Below are 14,367 nucleotides of genomic sequence, written 5' to 3'. Positions count from 1 at the left end.
GATTAGCGTGCGGCCAGCTTGGCCAGAATCGCTTCTACCATCCGCGTTGATTGCTGTGCCGCAACGCTCAGGAACTCATCGAAACTCAGGTGTGAGGCTTTATCGGCCACATCAGAAATCGCGCGCACAACTACAAACGGGACGGCGAACTGGTGGCAGACATGGGCGATCGCAATCGCTTCCATTTCTACGGCAATCGCCTTCGGGAACGTGGTGCGGATACGGGCTAACGGCTCTGCGCCGTTAATGAAGGCATCACCGCTGACAACCAGACCGCGCACGGCGTTCAGCTGTAACTCGGCAATCGCCTCCTGCGCCAGCGCGATGAGTTTTTCATCGGCAAGGAAAGCCGCAGGGCAGCCTGCCATCTGGCCGGGTTCATAGCCAAAGGCCGTGACGTCAGCATCGTGGTAGCGCACTTCATCGGAAACCACGATATCACCGACGTTTAATGTGGGCGCCAGTCCGCCAGCAGAACCGGTGTTAATCACCACGTCTGGCTTGCTGTGTTCCAGCAGCAGCGTGGTACCCAGCGCGGCGGAGACTTTACCGATGCCAGATTTCAGCAGCGCGACTTCTACGCCGTTGATTTGTCCGGTGTAGATTTCGCAACCCGCACGCTGGAAGGTCTGACGGTTTTCAATCCGATCGCGCAGCAGCGTTACTTCTTGTTCCATCGCACCGATAATACCGACTTTCATAAGGTTCCCCGCAAATTCTGTTATAAATGGAAGGCGTATACCTAATGCTGGTCACTGAAGTCCCATTTTAGGGGAAACACAGGGGGAGGTTCCCGCAGGGATGCCTCACCCCTGTGGTCGCACCGTGTATCTCGATCGTTAAATGACCAGCATTAGGTGTATATCGCGGACGTTAGTCTATCATGGCTAGCGGGATGAGATGGAGTGTCCATCATTGTGCTGTAGCGGGATGACATGGAGAACCGTATGTCTGGTATCGATTTCGCCAAAAAAATGAGCTTTCAGCGCCATTTCAGTCGGACTAAAACGGCTGAGGATGAATATACGATAGTGCGCCAGTTTGAGAGCGATCGGGGTCGTATTATTAACTCCGCTGCCATCCGCCGCTTACAGCAAAAAACTCAGGTCTTTCCGCTAGAACGTAATGCGGCCGTCCGCTCCCGTCTGACCCATTCGATGGAAGTTCAGCAGGTTGGCCGCTATATCGCCAAAGAGATTTTGCACCGCCTGCAAGTCGACGGGCGGCTGGCATCGCTAGGGCTGAACGACAGAGAAACGCCGTTTGAAAGCCTAGTTGAAATGGCGTGTCTGATGCATGACATCGGCAATCCGCCGTTTGGACATTTTGGCGAATCCGCGATTAATCAATGGTTCAGAAAATTGCTGGATAGCCACTATCTGGACAGTGAATCCTCGGAACGCGTCGATGACTGTAGAGTCCCTACGCTGCGGATGCAGCAAGATGGACTGGACGAATTACGCGGGCAGATCCGGCAGGATCTGAGCCATTTTGAAGGCAACGCACAGGCGATCCGTCTGGTGCATACGTTGCTGAAGCTTAATCTGACCTACGGGCAGGTCGCTTGTATCCTGAAATATACCCGCCCTGCGTATTGGCACGGCGAGCTTCCGGCGGATTACCATTATTTGATGAAGAAGCCGGGCTACTATCTGGCAGAGGAAGCGTTTGTCGCCACACTGCGTGAAGAGCTGGATATGGGCGAATTTCACCGTCATCCGCTGAGCTACATTATGGAAGCGGCCGATGATGTGTCTTACTGCATCGCCGATCTCGAGGATGCTGTCGAGAAAGATATTCTCACGATCGAAGAACTTTACGACCTTTTACGTGAAAATTGGGGTGAAGGAACAGAGAAAGACATTTTCGCTAAAACGATTGAACATGCCTACAAAGGACGTGAACGTTTAAAATGGCGCAGCCACGACGATCAGTTCTTCATGAATCTTCGCGTGAATACCGTGGCGCAGATGGTGCCGCATGCCGCGAAGCGTTTTATCGATAATCTGCCGGAGGTCTATGCTGGATCGTTTAATCAGGCATTGCTTGAGGACGACAGCCCGCAGAACCGCCTGTTAGGCATTTTCAAACGCGTCGCCTTAAAGCACGTTTTTAACCATCATGAAGTTGAACAGTTGGAGCTACAGGGTGACCGCGTGATTCGCGGCTTGCTGGATATTTATAGCCCGCTGCTCGAGATGCCCTATCAGGATTTCAGTCAGCTTGTTAGCGACGATACGCACAAGCGCTATCCGATTGAAACGCGGCTTTACCACAAGCTATCCAGCAAGCACTGTCTGGCCTATTGCGAAGCGGTTACCGAGTTGGAAGGATTACCCGAAACCGAGCGTGTCATCCGTGAATATTATTATCGGGCTCGCCTGATTCAGGATTACATCAGCGGTATGACGGATTTGTACGCCTACGACGAATACCGCAAGCTGATGGCGGCAGATTAGCGATGAACAGGCAGCAACGGAAATCACGACTTTTGTAAAGCCGTTCAATATTTCCTTACGCTTCACGATCTTCCCCTTTGGAACCTTGTTGGTCCATATTTATCTCATACAGCACGACCACTGAGTGTACCCGGTGTCGGGTACACGGGCCGTAAGACTCGCGTGTTGATTACTATGAGATAACGTCCTATGAAAAGAAAATCACTGGTTCTGAGTGCGCTGGCGTTAAGTCTGGCGATGGCGATGGGTTCTACCACGGCGAATGCCGCTGAGTCAGCGGCGTCTGCCGCGTCATCGGGTCAATTACCCAGCCTGGCCCCGATGCTGGAAAACGTCATGCCTTCTGTGGTGAGCATCTACGTGGAAGGGCATACCACCCATGCGGGCAATGAGGGAAAAGAAGGGATCCCACCGCAGCTTCAGCCATTTTTTGGTGAAAACTCGCCTTTCTGTCAGGAGGGATCGCCGTTCCAGTCATCGCCAATGTGTCAGGGAGAAGGTGACGACGACGGTCAGCCACCGCAGCAGGAAAATTTCCAGGCATTGGGCGCGGGCGTCGTGATTAATGCAGAGAAAGGCTATGTGGTGACCAACAGCCATGTGGTGGATAACGCCGACAAGATTCAGGTTCGACTCAGCGATGGCCGCAAGTATGACGGCAAAGTGTTAGGCAAAGACACACGTTCCGATATCGCGCTGGTGCAGTTGAAAGATTTTAAAAATCTGACGGCGATTAAGGTCGCGGATTCCGACCAGCTGCGGGTCGGTGATTATACGGTAGCGATTGGTAATCCGTACGGTCTGGGCGAGACGGCGACATCGGGCATTGTGTCCGCGCTGGGGCGTAGCGGGTTGAATATTGAAAACTACGAGAACTTTATTCAGACCGATGCAGCGATCAACCGGGGGAATTCCGGTGGTGCGCTGGTCAACCTGAACGGAGAGCTGGTTGGGTTGAATACCGCGATTCTTGCTCCAGATGGCGGCAATATCGGGATTGGTTTCGCTATCCCTAGCAATATGGTGAAAAGCGTCGTTGCACAGATTGTCGAATTTGGCGAAGTGAAGCGCGGCGAGCTGGGTATCACCGGGACGGAGCTGAACTCCGAACTGGCACAGGCGATGAAAGTTGATGCGCAGCGCGGTGCGTTTGTAAGCCAGGTGCGGCCGAAGTCGGCGGCAGATGAGGCGGGCATCAAGGCGGGCGATGTGATCGTCACGCTGAATGGTAAGGCGATCAGCAGCTTCTCTGCACTGCGTGCGCAGGTTGGATCGCTGCCGGTGGGCAGTAAAGTGGCACTGGGGCTGCTGCGTGAGGGTAAACCGCTGACGGTTGAAGTAACGCTGCAACAGAGCAATCAGGCTCAAGTGGCTTCCGGTAATCTCTACTCTGGCATTGAAGGTGCCGAGCTCAGCAATACTCAGGTGGACGACAAAAAAGGCGTCAAGGTGGATAACGTTAAACCCGGTTCCGCTGCGGCTAAAATTGGCCTGAAGAAGGGCGACATTATTCTGGGGGTTAACCAACAGACCGTACAAAATATTGGCGAGTTGCGTAAAATTCTGGACAGCAAACCGGCCGTATTGGCCTTGAATGTGCGTCGTGGTGACAGCACGATCTACCTGTTTGCTCAGTAATCGATCTGTTTAGCGCGTAAGTTAATAATTATCTTTTAAGACAGTTTGTTACGTTAGTCTTTTGGCTGGGCACGCGGGTGCCCGGCTACCTCTCGCTTCTCCCTGAAAGTACTTTTGTGAGTTCTTCCACAGATTTAACCTAATTCCCGTTTCTTTGTTAATTTGCACAATGTGTGGCGCACCGTGTGGCGGTATGCTGGTGCAATTGTCAATGTTCCTCTCAGAGGTAAAAATGGCGTCGTATCATCTCAATGCCAAGATGGCGCAGGATATTGTCGCGCGGACCATGCAGATCATTGATAGCAATATCAACGTGATGGATGCTCGCGGTAAGATTATCGGCAGTGGCGATCAGGAACGATTGGGGGAACTGCACGAAGGCGCGCTGCTGGCGCTTTCGCAGGGGCGAGTCGTCGATATTGATGATGCCGTCGCGCGTCACCTGCACGGTGTGCGTCCGGGTATCAATTTACCCCTGCGCATTGATGGCGAAATTGTTGGTGTCATTGGTCTGACGGGGAATCCCAGCCAGCTACGACAATACGGCGAGCTTGTCTGCATGACGGCGGAAATGATGCTGGAGCAGGCGAGGCTGCTGCATATGTTGGCGCAGGATAGCCGCCTGCGTGAAGAGCTGGTTCTGAACCTGATTCGCACCGACGATCTGTCTCCCGCTCTCATGGAGTGGGCGCAGCGCTTAGGCATCGATATGAATAAGCCCCGCGTCGCTGCGGTGATCGAAGTCGACAGCGGGCAGCTCGGTGTCGATTCCGCCATGGCAGAACTACAGCAGTTGCAGACGTTGCTGACCACGCCGGAGCGCGACAACCTGATCGCTATCGTTTCCCTGACGGAAATGGTGGTGCTAAAACCGGCGCTGAACAGCCACGGGCGCTGGGATGCAGAGGAACACCGGCGTCGCGTGGATACACTGATGTCGCGTATGGCGGAAAGCAGTCGGCTGCGGGTACGGCTGGCGCTGGGGAACTATTTTGCGGGCCCAGGCAGCATCGCGCGCTCTTACCGCACGGCACGAACGACCATGAGCGTAGGCAAACAGCGTATGCCCGCTCAGCGCTGTTATTACTATCAGGATTTGATGTTGCCTGTGCTGCTGGACAGCCTGCGCGGTGGCTGGCAGGCGAACGAGCTGGTGCGTCCGCTCTCGAAGCTTAAAGCAATGGACGGCAATGGTCTGCTGCGTCGGACGCTGGGTGCCTGGTTTCGTAACAACGTTCAACCTGGTGCGACGGCAAAAGCGCTGTTTATTCACCGCAATACGCTGGAATATCGCCTTAACCGCATCTCTGAACTGACGGGGTTAGATCTGGGGAATTTCGACGACCGCCTGCTGCTGTACGTGGCTTTGCAACTGGATGAAGAAGAGTAGGGCAGAAAGGTGCTTACCTACTTAAGCCGATACTTCTAAGCCTAGCCTCCACCGTATTCACCTGATGCCGTATGGCATCAGGGTTACCTCATATCCAGTCGTAAAAAGAGTTCCGCTGCAACAAAATTGCTTAGATTGAAAACTATTACATAACCATTAACAATATAACGCGATAGCATAAATTATCGCGAAACAATATTTTTGCCCCCTCCTTATATCCACTATTGTCACTCCCATATTGTCGTTGTCAGTTCGATAACCGCATAAACGGCCTAACCAGCCACATTCATCATTATTTTATCTAAATACTTTCAAGCATTAAGGTTAGGGAGTGATAAGAATGTCAATACGTCGTCTGGGGTTATCTGTTGCTACGGCAGCGCTGTTATTTTCTGGTGTGGCCTCGGCGGCTACCGAATTATTAAACGTGTCTTACGATCCGACGCGTGAACTGTATCAGCAATACAATGCGGCGTTTATCAAGCATTGGAAAGCGACCACGGGTGAAGATATCACCATCAAAAATTCGCACGGCGGTTCTGGAAAGCAGGCGCGTTCTGTAATTGACGGCTTGCAGGCTGACGTGGTGACGTTGGCACTGGCTGGTGATATTGATGCATTAAACCTGAACCAACAGCTGATCGACCCTAAGTGGCAGGCACGTCTGCCTGACAACAGCACACCTTATACTTCCACCATCGTTTTTCTGGTGCGTAAAGGTAATCCAAAGCAAATCAAAGACTGGAACGATTTGGTGAAGCCGGGCGTTGAAGTGATCACGCCAAACCCGAAAACCTCCGGCGGCGCGCGTTGGAACTTCCTGGCTGCATGGGCTTATGCCAAAGCGCAACCGGGTGGTAATGATGAAACCGCACTGAAATTTGTCACTGAATTGTATCGCCATGCGCCAGTACTGGATACCGGTGCACGTGGGGCAACGATTAGTTTTGTACAACGTCAGCTAGGCGATGTGCTGCTGGCATGGGAAAACGAAGCGTACCTGTCTCTGCAAGAGCAGGGCGGCGATCAGCTTGAGATCGTGACACCGTCTCTGTCGATCCTGGCTGAACCGCCGGTTGCCGTTGTGGACAAAGTCGTTGAGCGCAAGGGAACGCAGAAGCAGGCTGAAGCTTATCTGCAATACCTCTACAGCGATGAAGCACAGCGCATCATCGGTAAAAATTTCTACCGTCCGCGCAACGCCAAGATTGCCGAAGAGTTTAAGGATCAGTTTGCACCAGTGAATCTGGTGACAATTGATAAGGATTTCGGTGGCTGGAAAGCGGCACAGGACAAATTCTTTAACGACGGCGGTGTGTTCGACGCCATCTTTAAAGAGATTAATAAGTAAGTTTTTAATGTCTGACGGATTAAGGCCGCTATTACCATAGCGGCTTTTTTCAGGTTAAGAAGGCAGAGGATCTGCCGACTTAACCTTTCTGTCAGGTAGCGCGCGTCGGCAAGCAGTTGTTGGCTGGGTAGTGAGTATGAAAATTAAAGGCACGGTATGTCACAACGTTCTTCCTCAGTGATTCCCGGTTTCGGGCTAACGTTAGGGTTTAGCCTGAGCTATTTAGGATTAATTGTCCTCATTCCGTTGGCGGGGATGTTTTTGTATGCCAGCCAACTAACGTTTGGTCAGTTTTGGGATCTGATCACCAGCCGTCAGGTGCTTTTCTCCCTGCGGCTTTCGTTTGGTACGGCGCTGGCTGCGGCGTTTATTAACGGTATTCTCGGGACGCTGCTGGCCTGGGTACTCGTGCGTTATACCTTTCCCGGCCGTAAAGTGATCGATGCCATGATCGACATGCCCTTTGCGCTGCCAACCGCCGTGGCGGGGATTGCGCTGACGGCGTTGTATGCGCCGAATGGCCTGATCGGTTCTCTATTTCCGTTCAAAATTGCCTATACCAGCATTGGTATCACACTAGCGCTGATCTTCGTTACGCTGCCTTTCGTGGTCAGAACGCTGCAACCGGTATTGGCCGATATTCCCAAAGAAGTGGAAGAGGCCGCTGCCTGCCTTGGCGCGCGCCCGCTTCAGGTTTTCCGTCATGTGCTGCTTCCTGCGCTGTTACCCGCGTGGCTGACGGGCTTTGCGCTAGCCTTTGCCCGTGGCGTCGGGGAATACGGTTCCGTGGTGTTTATCGCGGGAAATATTCCGTTTAAAACCGAAATCCTGCCGCTGCTGATCGTCTCCAAGCTCGATCAGTATGACTACAAAGGCGCAACCGGGATCGGCGTGTTCATGTTGCTGGTTTCTTTCATTATGCTGCTGTTGATTAACGTGTTGCAGCGCCGCATTCAACCGAAACTGTAAGGGCTGGTCGTCATGGAACAGGTTATTTCCGCTCAGGCCAGCGCGGCTAAAAGAAAAAAACAGCCCGCAGCCTATTACATTCTGGTTTCACTAGCGTGGGTCGTCTTTTTCCTGATTCTGGTGCTGCCGCTGATGATGGTGGTGACTCAGGGGCTGGATAAAGGCATCGGCGCATTTTGGGATGCGATTACTGAACCGGATGCGATCTCTGCGCTTAAGCTGACACTACTCGCGACCGTTATTTCTGTGCCGTTAAATGTGGTGTTCGGGCTGGCGACAGCGTGGTGCGTGACGAAATTCGAATTTCGTGGCAAGAGCTTTCTGCTGGCGCTGATCGATTTGCCGTTCTCCGTTTCGCCCGTGGTTGCGGGGCTGGTGTATGTGCTGCTGTTTGGGGCACAAAGCTCGCTCCACCCCTTTCTGCTCGAACACGATCTGCAAATTGTTTACGCCGTGCCGGGCATCGTACTGGCGACAATTTTCGTCACGCTGCCCTATGTTGCGCGTGAGCTGATTCCGCTGATGGAAGAGCAGGGCTCGCAGGAAGAAGAAGCGGCGCGGTTGCTAGGGGCGAACGGCTGGCAAATGTTCTGGCACATTACGCTGCCGAATGTGAAATGGGCGTTGATCTACGGCGTGGTGCTGTGTACCGCGCGTGCGATGGGGGAATTCGGTGCCGTTTCCGTTATTTCCGGCCATATCCGCGGTCTGACTAACACGCTGCCGCTGCATATCGAAATTCTTTATAACGAGTACAACATCGTTGCGGCTTTCAGCGTGGCGATCCTGCTGCTAATTATGTCACTGGTCGTACTGCTGCTGCGCCAGTGGAGTGAGAGCCGATTGACGAAGCAAATAGAGAAACAACAGGAGTTGGCCAAAAATGAGCATTGAGATTCGCAATATTAATAAACAATTTGGTCAGTTCCGGGCGCTGAACGAGATTAATTTGTCGATCCACAGCGGCGAGCTGGTGGCGCTGCTGGGGCCATCGGGCTGCGGTAAGACCACGCTGCTGCGTATTATCGCCGGGCTGGAACAGCCGGATAGCGGCAGCATTATCTTTCACGGCCAGGATGTGTCCGTCCACGATGTGCGCAAGCGCAACGTGGGATTCGTATTCCAGCACTACGCGCTGTTCCGTCACATGACGGTGTTCGACAATGTCGCGTTTGGGCTGCGAATGAAGCCGAAAAATATCCGCCCGTCGAAGAGTGATATTGAAAAGAAAGTACATGAATTGCTGAATTTGGTGCAGTTGGACTGGCTGGGAGATCGCTATCCTGAACAGCTTTCCGGCGGTCAGCGTCAGCGTATTGCGCTGGCGCGTGCGTTGATCGTTGAACCGAGCATTTTGCTGCTGGATGAACCTTTTGGTGCGTTGGATGCCAAGGTGCGTAAAGAGCTGCGTCGCTGGCTGTCTCAGCTACATGAAGATATCGATCTGACGTCGGTATTTGTGACGCACGATCAGGAAGAAGCGATGGAAGTCGCCGACCGCATCGTGTTGATGAACAAAGGCGTGATTGAACAAATCGGCACACCGGCGGAGGTGTATAACAACCCAGCCAGCGAATTTGTTTACCATTTCCTTGGCGACAGTAACCGGTTGAAAGTGGCGCAAACGGAAGAGACGATTCTGTTCCGTCCGCATGAGGTGTCGCTATCCGTTCAGGCTCAGGACGGCTATCAGGCGGTAACGGTGCGAGATATTCGCCCACTCGGTGCCTTAACGCGTCTGTCGCTGAAACTGGGCGAGCAGTCGGAGCTGATTGAAGCAGAAGTCGCAAAAGATGATGCAAGCCTGCAGGGGCTACAGAAAGGTGATGTGATTCAGTTCAAACCTAAGCGTTACAGCCACGATTGGGAAATTTAATCGGCAGATCTCAGGCATGAAAAAACCCGCGAAATTCGCGGGTTTTTGCTTTTGTCGTCAATACCTGCCGGAAGCGGGGATTAGCGATAAGCGGGATTGGAAGCAACAGAGTAGCGACCGCTGCCAACCAGCATGATGATAATGCCTGCAAAGAAATAGAGTGCTTCAACTTCCAGCGCCCATGCACCCACGTTAGTCAGGGTGAAGAATTTACCAGTGCCAACCATCAGCGTGGCAACAACCAGCGTCAGTGCGGCAATCAGGCCAGAAACGCGGGTAAACACGCCCAAAATAATCAGGATTGGGGCAACGATTTCGCCTACATAAACGCCATAAGCGATAAAACCTGGCAGGCCTGCGCCTTGCAGTATCTGTACGATCCAGCCTACGCCGTGCTCAACTTTTGCTACGCCGTGAAACAGCAGCAGAATACCTACGGTTAAACGCAGTAAAAGTTTACCGGCATCAGGATGATCGGTTAAACGCGTGAACCACTGATTCAACTGAGAAATCATAATAGACAACCTCATAAGTGAGCAAAAATGCTGATTGGGAATGCTTGTTTATATAGTGCGGCAGTGTCGTCGATTTAGGGACAGAATAGAAAACCAATAAATTTGATATTTTCTGTCAAAAAATTACGTGAACAGGGCAAACGCAGATAAGCATAACACTGCAATTGCGGCGGTCTAATGATGGATGGGAATAATGCAATAACAAGATGTTATGAAAAAGGGGCTTAGCCTGAATGGATGATGATCAGAGGAATGAATGGCACAAAGGGGATATTGTTAAGAAAGGGGCGGTTTGGAGCCTATCTTGGATGCGATAGGCTCCTTCATTAACATGTTTATGCTTCGCCAAGCAGCGCTTTTTTGGCGGCGATAAGAAAGTCGTCCGACAAAGGATCGCCAGCCGTTGCGCGTGCTAACGTTAACGCGCCGGATAACAGGGCGAATTGCGCCAGAATATGCAGCCTGCGCTGTTCTTTATCTTCTATCGTGGATAGTGACTCCAGCCTGTCCAGCATGGCTCTGACACCGCTGAGATAAACCTCACGCACTGGTTTGTCCTCACTTTCTCTGGCGATGTCACTGGCTAACGCGGTGATCGCACAGCCATTTTTCGCGCCGTCACGATGGGTGGAGGAAAGGTAGTGTTCCACGATCGTTTGCAGGCCATGCTGATCTGGACGCTGGCTTATCTCTTGCCAGCGGGAACCGGAATCCTCAAACGCTTTTCGGCTGGCGATGGCAGCGAGCTCATCTTTAGAAGCAAAATGACCATAAAAGCCACCGTGGGTTAATCCGGCCGCGGCCATCAAGTCGCTCACGCTGACGCCGTTCAGGCCCCGTTCACGAAAGAGCTGTGAAGAAACCTGGATGATTTCCTCTCGGTTACGCTCCATCTGTTGTTTTGATACACGGGCCATGTTGTTCTCCTTTTTCTGTCAGGCATCATCTTAGGGTATGAAAAAACCAGACTCAATAGATGATGCCTTTCATCAATAGCCAGATTAGGCTCGTGGTGGCCACGGCGTAATGATATGAGCGCTGTTACCTCCCTGAGCCCGAGGCAATGTACCTGCGATCTGATCGTGTGGCGTTCCCAGCGAAATAGCACTGACTTCGTCCAGTCGCGCGACCTGATCGTCACTTAGCGTCACACCTAATGCAACCAGCGTATCGTCCAGCTGTGCCAGAGTTCGGGAACCCAGAATGGGGATCAGGCTGGTGCTAGTGCGGGCGGATTTATGTCGCAACCAGGCGATGGCAACCTGTATTGGCATCACGTTCAGGTCGTTTGCAACGCGAAATACTTCATCCAGCAAGGTTGTATCTTGCTCAGTGTGTACTAATCTTCCGCCAAAACCGATCAGACGACCTTCTTTACTTTTACGGTATTTCCCCGTCAGCAGGCCACCACCCAGCGGAGACCAAAGCGTTGCAGCCAGTCCCATTGCTTCTGCCATTGGCAGCAGTTCTCGCTCTGCGGTGCGCTGCACCAGACTGTATTCCACCTGAATACCAGCAATTCTCGACCAGCCGCGCAGTTCCGCTATAGTGTCCGCTCGGGCAATGCGCCAGGCGGGGAAATTAGAGAAACCTGCGTACTGGATTTTTCCTGATCGAATGAGATCGTCGAAAGCGCGAACAATCTCTTCAAGCGGGGTTAATTGGTCATCAAAGTGCGCCCACAGCACATCGATACGATCGGTATTCAGTCTCTTAAGGCTGTTTTCTACCGATGAGATCATATTCTTACGGCTATTGCCGGTTCGAGATATCCCAGCTTCCGGCATCGCGCTTAAGGTGTATTTTGTCGCCACGACGAAATGATCGCGGTCGGCGGCAATAAATTCTCCAACCATCTGCTCAGATTGACCGAATTGGTAAGCATCCGCCGTATCGATGAAGTTGCCGCCCGCGTTGGCATAACGATCAAATACCTGTTTAGCCTGTTCTTTTTCAGAACCATAGCCCCAACCAGTGCCAAAATTTCCTGTTCCGAGGGCCAGCTCGGAAACGCGTAAACCTGTGTTACGTCCAAAAGTGGTGTATTTCATACCGTTCCCCTTTCATTTAAATGTTGATTGACATTTATTATATATGTCATACATCATCTATAAGTGCAAGCAAAGTAGCATTCTCTTTACGAGAGGCAATGCTAACGGGGGTTGCTTAACTGCATGAATTGAGTTTTTAATCAATGTTCAACGCCACTATGGCGTTAAACCTTAAAAGGAAATATCCATGTCTGACGATATTCTGTTTAGTCCCTTCACGGTGAAAGGGTTAACCCTTCCCAATCGCATCGTTATGGCACCCATGACGCGAAGTATGGCGGAAGAGGGGATTCCCGGCCCAGCGAATGCGGAATATTACCGCCGCCGCGCAGAGGGAGGCGTAGGACTGATTCTGACGGAGGGGACGGTGGTCGATCGTCCTGCTTCGCGCAACACGCCAGGGATTCCGTTTTTCCATGGTGAGGCGGCGCTGACAGGTTGGGATGCGGTGGCTAAAGCGGTTCATGCCGCAGGAGGCCGTATTGGCCCACAAATTTGGCACACGGGCTCAACGCGCGGCCGCGGCTGGGAACCGGATGCCCCTGTTGAGAGCCCGTCGGGGTTGGTTGGCCCCGATGAGCCTCGTGGTTTAGTGATGACAGAAGAAGATATCGCCGATACCGTGGCCGCTTTTGCCCGTGCGGCAGCGGATGCCAAACGGTTGGGGTTTGACACGCTAGAGTTGCATGGTGCACATGGCTACCTGATCGATCAGTTTTTCTGGTCGGGTACAAATAAGCGTACAGATGCTTTTGGTGGAGCAACGATCCGTGAGCGTTCCCACTTTGCCGCAGAGATTATCCGCGCTGTCCGGGCCGCTATTGGTGAGGATTTCCCGCTGATCCTACGTGTGAGTCAGTGGAAACAGCAGGATTACAGCGCACGGCTTGCCACCTCCCCACAGGAAATGACGGACTGGCTGGCACCGCTGGTTGAGGCGGGTGTGGATATTCTTCACTGTTCGCAGCGCCGTTTCTGGGAGCCGGAGTTCCCAGAGATTGATGGGGCTGAAGGGCTGAACTTCGCCGGTTGGGCGAAGAAACTGACAGGTGCGGCGACAATCAGCGTTGGCTCAGTGGGGTTGACCTCGGATTTCTTTGCTGCGTTTGGCGGTGAAGGTTCAGGTACGGCAGCGCTGGACAATCTGTATGCGCGGATGGAGCGCGAAGAGTTTGATTTGATTGCTGTCGGTCGGGTACTGCTCTCTGATGCGCAATGGGTGCAAAAAGTGCGTTCTGGACAGACTGATAAATTACGCGGTTTTGACGCAGCAGATTTAGCCGTACTGGCGTGATATTTAGGTGCCGTAGCTGAGTAAGGCTGCGGTACTTTATCGAATATTGGGAAAGCTAATGCGGAAAAATCGAAGAGAATTTTATCTACACGACACGTACAATAGATAATGTTTGGTGAATTTACTTCAGAGAGGAATCACTTTGCGGAAGTGGTGGGTCGTGCAGGATGACTCGGCCTTTGGCCTCGCCCCTTCGGGGTCAACGCTAACGCGTTGCTGTCTCGCTTCGCTCGGCTCGAACCTGAACGCAGGTTCTCATCTACACGACACGTGCAATAGATAATTTTTGGTGGATTTACTTCAGAGAGGAATCACTTTGCGGAAGTGGTGGGTCGTGCAGGATGACTCGGCCTTTGGCCTCGCCCCTTCGGGGTCAACGCTGACGCGTTGCTGTCTCGCTTCGCTCGGCTCGAACCTGAACGCAGGTTCTCACCTACACGACACGTGCAATAGATAATTTTTTGTGGATTTACTTCAGAGAGGAATCACTTTGCGGAAGTGGTGGGTCGTGCAGGATTCGAACCTGCGACCAATTGATTAAAAGTCAACTGCTCTACCGACTGAGCTAACGACCCGCAGAAGTGGTGGGTGATGACGGGATCGAACCGCCGACCCCCTCCTTGTAAGGGAGGTGCTCTCCCAGCTGAGCTAATCACCCACTTCTGAACTACCTTTACTTCAACTTCTAATAAGAAGACCAGCTGGTATGAGATTGGTGGGTGATGACGGGATCGAACCGCCGACCCCCTCCTTGTAAGGGAGGTGCTCTCCCAGCTGAGCTAATCACCCAATCTCAAATCTTCTTACTCTACACAGCGAGACAC

At 52.5% G+C, this 14,367-nt stretch carries 12 protein-coding genes, 3 tRNA genes and 2 other RNA genes; 8 read left to right on the top strand and 9 right to left on the bottom strand.

The window, feature by feature from the left end; all coding sequences use genetic code 11:
* Nucleotides 1–2 precede the first annotated feature (2 nt).
* A complete protein-coding gene (mtnN, locus tag EO763_RS16295; RefSeq protein WP_161529580.1) occupies nt 3–701 on the bottom strand; it encodes a 5'-methylthioadenosine/S-adenosylhomocysteine nucleosidase in 699 nt (232 codons plus the stop codon).
* A gap of 246 nt (nt 702–947) precedes the next feature.
* On the opposite strand from mtnN, the gene dgt reads away from it, so the two are divergent.
* The 7 genes from dgt to EO763_RS16260 all read left to right on the top strand — a co-directional run bounded on the left by dgt (nt 948) and on the right by EO763_RS16260 (nt 9,683).
* Complete coding sequence (gene dgt, locus EO763_RS16290) at nt 948–2,459, top strand: dGTPase (RefSeq protein WP_161529579.1); 1,512 nt, start codon at nt 948–950, stop codon at nt 2,457–2,459.
* A 189-nt stretch (nt 2,460–2,648) separates the two neighbouring features.
* A complete protein-coding gene (degP, locus tag EO763_RS16285; protein WP_161529578.1) occupies nt 2,649–4,097 on the top strand; it encodes a serine endoprotease DegP in 1,449 nt (482 codons plus the stop codon).
* Nucleotides 4,098–4,329: 232 nt separating this feature from the next.
* On the top strand, nt 4,330–5,487 hold the full coding sequence (locus EO763_RS16280) for a CdaR family transcriptional regulator (protein WP_039538963.1): 1,158 nt from the start codon (nt 4,330–4,332) through the stop codon (nt 5,485–5,487).
* 346 nt (nt 5,488–5,833) lie between these two features.
* On the top strand, nt 5,834–6,838 hold the full coding sequence (locus EO763_RS16275; RefSeq protein WP_369987577.1) for a sulfate ABC transporter substrate-binding protein: 1,005 nt from the start codon (nt 5,834–5,836) through the stop codon (nt 6,836–6,838).
* 156 nt (nt 6,839–6,994) lie between these two features.
* Nucleotides 6,995–7,807, top strand: coding sequence for a sulfate ABC transporter permease subunit CysT (cysT, locus tag EO763_RS16270; protein WP_039486599.1), 813 nt, complete (start codon nt 6,995–6,997; stop codon nt 7,805–7,807).
* Between the two features lie 12 nt (nt 7,808–7,819).
* Nucleotides 7,820–8,701 (top strand): sulfate ABC transporter permease subunit CysW, encoded by an 882-nt coding sequence (gene cysW / locus EO763_RS16265; protein ID WP_039493359.1) that lies wholly within the window; start codon nt 7,820–7,822, stop codon nt 8,699–8,701.
* Nucleotides 8,691–9,683 carry a sulfate/molybdate ABC transporter ATP-binding protein gene (locus tag EO763_RS16260; RefSeq protein WP_161529577.1) on the top strand — a complete coding sequence of 331 codons (993 nt, stop codon included), beginning with the start codon at nt 8,691–8,693 and terminating at the stop codon, nt 9,681–9,683. Before cysW ends, EO763_RS16260 begins: the two co-directional genes overlap by 11 nt.
* A gap of 80 nt (nt 9,684–9,763) precedes the next feature.
* Here the strand turns inward: EO763_RS16260 and EO763_RS16255 are convergent, their stop codons facing one another.
* The 3 genes from EO763_RS16255 to EO763_RS16245 all read right to left on the bottom strand — a co-directional run bounded on the left by EO763_RS16255 (nt 9,764) and on the right by EO763_RS16245 (nt 12,249).
* Nucleotides 9,764–10,198, bottom strand: a complete 435-nt coding sequence (locus tag EO763_RS16255) for a DoxX family protein (RefSeq protein WP_039493355.1) — start codon at nt 10,196–10,198, stop codon at nt 9,764–9,766.
* Nucleotides 10,199–10,533: 335 nt separating this feature from the next.
* Nucleotides 10,534–11,115: a TetR/AcrR family transcriptional regulator gene (locus tag EO763_RS16250; RefSeq protein ID WP_044206872.1), complete on the bottom strand. Its 582-nt coding sequence runs from the start codon at nt 11,113–11,115 to the stop codon at nt 10,534–10,536.
* Nucleotides 11,116–11,199: 84 nt separating this feature from the next.
* Nucleotides 11,200–12,249, bottom strand: a complete 1,050-nt coding sequence (locus EO763_RS16245; protein ID WP_161529576.1) for an aldo/keto reductase — start codon at nt 12,247–12,249, stop codon at nt 11,200–11,202.
* Between the two features lie 187 nt (nt 12,250–12,436).
* On the opposite strand from EO763_RS16245, the gene EO763_RS16240 reads away from it, so the two are divergent.
* A complete protein-coding gene (locus tag EO763_RS16240; RefSeq protein ID WP_039493349.1) occupies nt 12,437–13,543 on the top strand; it encodes an NADH:flavin oxidoreductase in 1,107 nt (368 codons plus the stop codon).
* Nucleotides 13,544–13,694: 151 nt separating this feature from the next.
* On the opposite strand, the gene EO763_RS16235 is transcribed toward EO763_RS16240, so the two are convergent.
* The 5 genes from EO763_RS16235 to EO763_RS16215 all read right to left on the bottom strand — a co-directional run bounded on the left by EO763_RS16235 (nt 13,695) and on the right by EO763_RS16215 (nt 14,332).
* A non-coding RNA gene (locus EO763_RS16235) (RtT sRNA) lies at nt 13,695–13,822 on the bottom strand.
* 46 nt (nt 13,823–13,868) lie between these two features.
* Nucleotides 13,869–13,996: non-coding RNA, RtT sRNA (locus EO763_RS16230), on the bottom strand.
* Nucleotides 13,997–14,042: 46 nt separating this feature from the next.
* Nucleotides 14,043–14,118 (bottom strand) — tRNA-Lys (locus tag EO763_RS16225).
* Nucleotides 14,119–14,125: 7 nt separating this feature from the next.
* Nucleotides 14,126–14,201: transfer RNA gene (locus EO763_RS16220), tRNA-Val, on the bottom strand.
* A 55-nt stretch (nt 14,202–14,256) separates the two neighbouring features.
* Nucleotides 14,257–14,332, bottom strand: a tRNA-Val gene (locus tag EO763_RS16215).
* Between the last annotated feature and the right edge of the window lie 35 nt (nt 14,333–14,367).

Origin of the sequence: Pectobacterium odoriferum (assembly GCF_009931295.1) — a bacterium.
Classification (GTDB): Bacteria; Pseudomonadota; Gammaproteobacteria; order Enterobacterales; family Enterobacteriaceae; genus Pectobacterium; species Pectobacterium odoriferum.
This window is presented reverse-complemented; position numbering and strand designations above follow the sequence as displayed.

Bases quoted from the DNA above. Each gene is read 5' to 3' on its own strand.
- mtnN (WP_161529580.1), bottom strand. From the start codon at position 701: ATGAAAGTCGGTATTATCGGTGCGATGGAACAAGAAGTAACGCTGCTG.
- dgt (WP_161529579.1), top strand. From the start codon at position 948: ATGTCTGGTATCGATTTCGCCAAAAAAATGAGCTTTCAGCGCCATTTC.
- degP (WP_161529578.1), top strand. From the start codon at position 2,649: ATGAAAAGAAAATCACTGGTTCTGAGTGCGCTGGCGTTAAGTCTGGCG.
- EO763_RS16280 (WP_039538963.1), top strand. From the start codon at position 4,330: ATGGCGTCGTATCATCTCAATGCCAAGATGGCGCAGGATATTGTCGCG.
- cysT (WP_039486599.1), top strand. From the start codon at position 6,995: ATGTCACAACGTTCTTCCTCAGTGATTCCCGGTTTCGGGCTAACGTTA.
- cysW (WP_039493359.1), top strand. From the start codon at position 7,820: ATGGAACAGGTTATTTCCGCTCAGGCCAGCGCGGCTAAAAGAAAAAAA.
- EO763_RS16260 (WP_161529577.1), top strand. From the start codon at position 8,691: ATGAGCATTGAGATTCGCAATATTAATAAACAATTTGGTCAGTTCCGG.
- EO763_RS16255 (WP_039493355.1), bottom strand. From the start codon at position 10,198: ATGATTTCTCAGTTGAATCAGTGGTTCACGCGTTTAACCGATCATCCT.
- EO763_RS16250 (WP_044206872.1), bottom strand. From the start codon at position 11,115: ATGGCCCGTGTATCAAAACAACAGATGGAGCGTAACCGAGAGGAAATC.
- EO763_RS16245 (WP_161529576.1), bottom strand. From the start codon at position 12,249: ATGAAATACACCACTTTTGGACGTAACACAGGTTTACGCGTTTCCGAG.
- EO763_RS16240 (WP_039493349.1), top strand. From the start codon at position 12,437: ATGTCTGACGATATTCTGTTTAGTCCCTTCACGGTGAAAGGGTTAACC.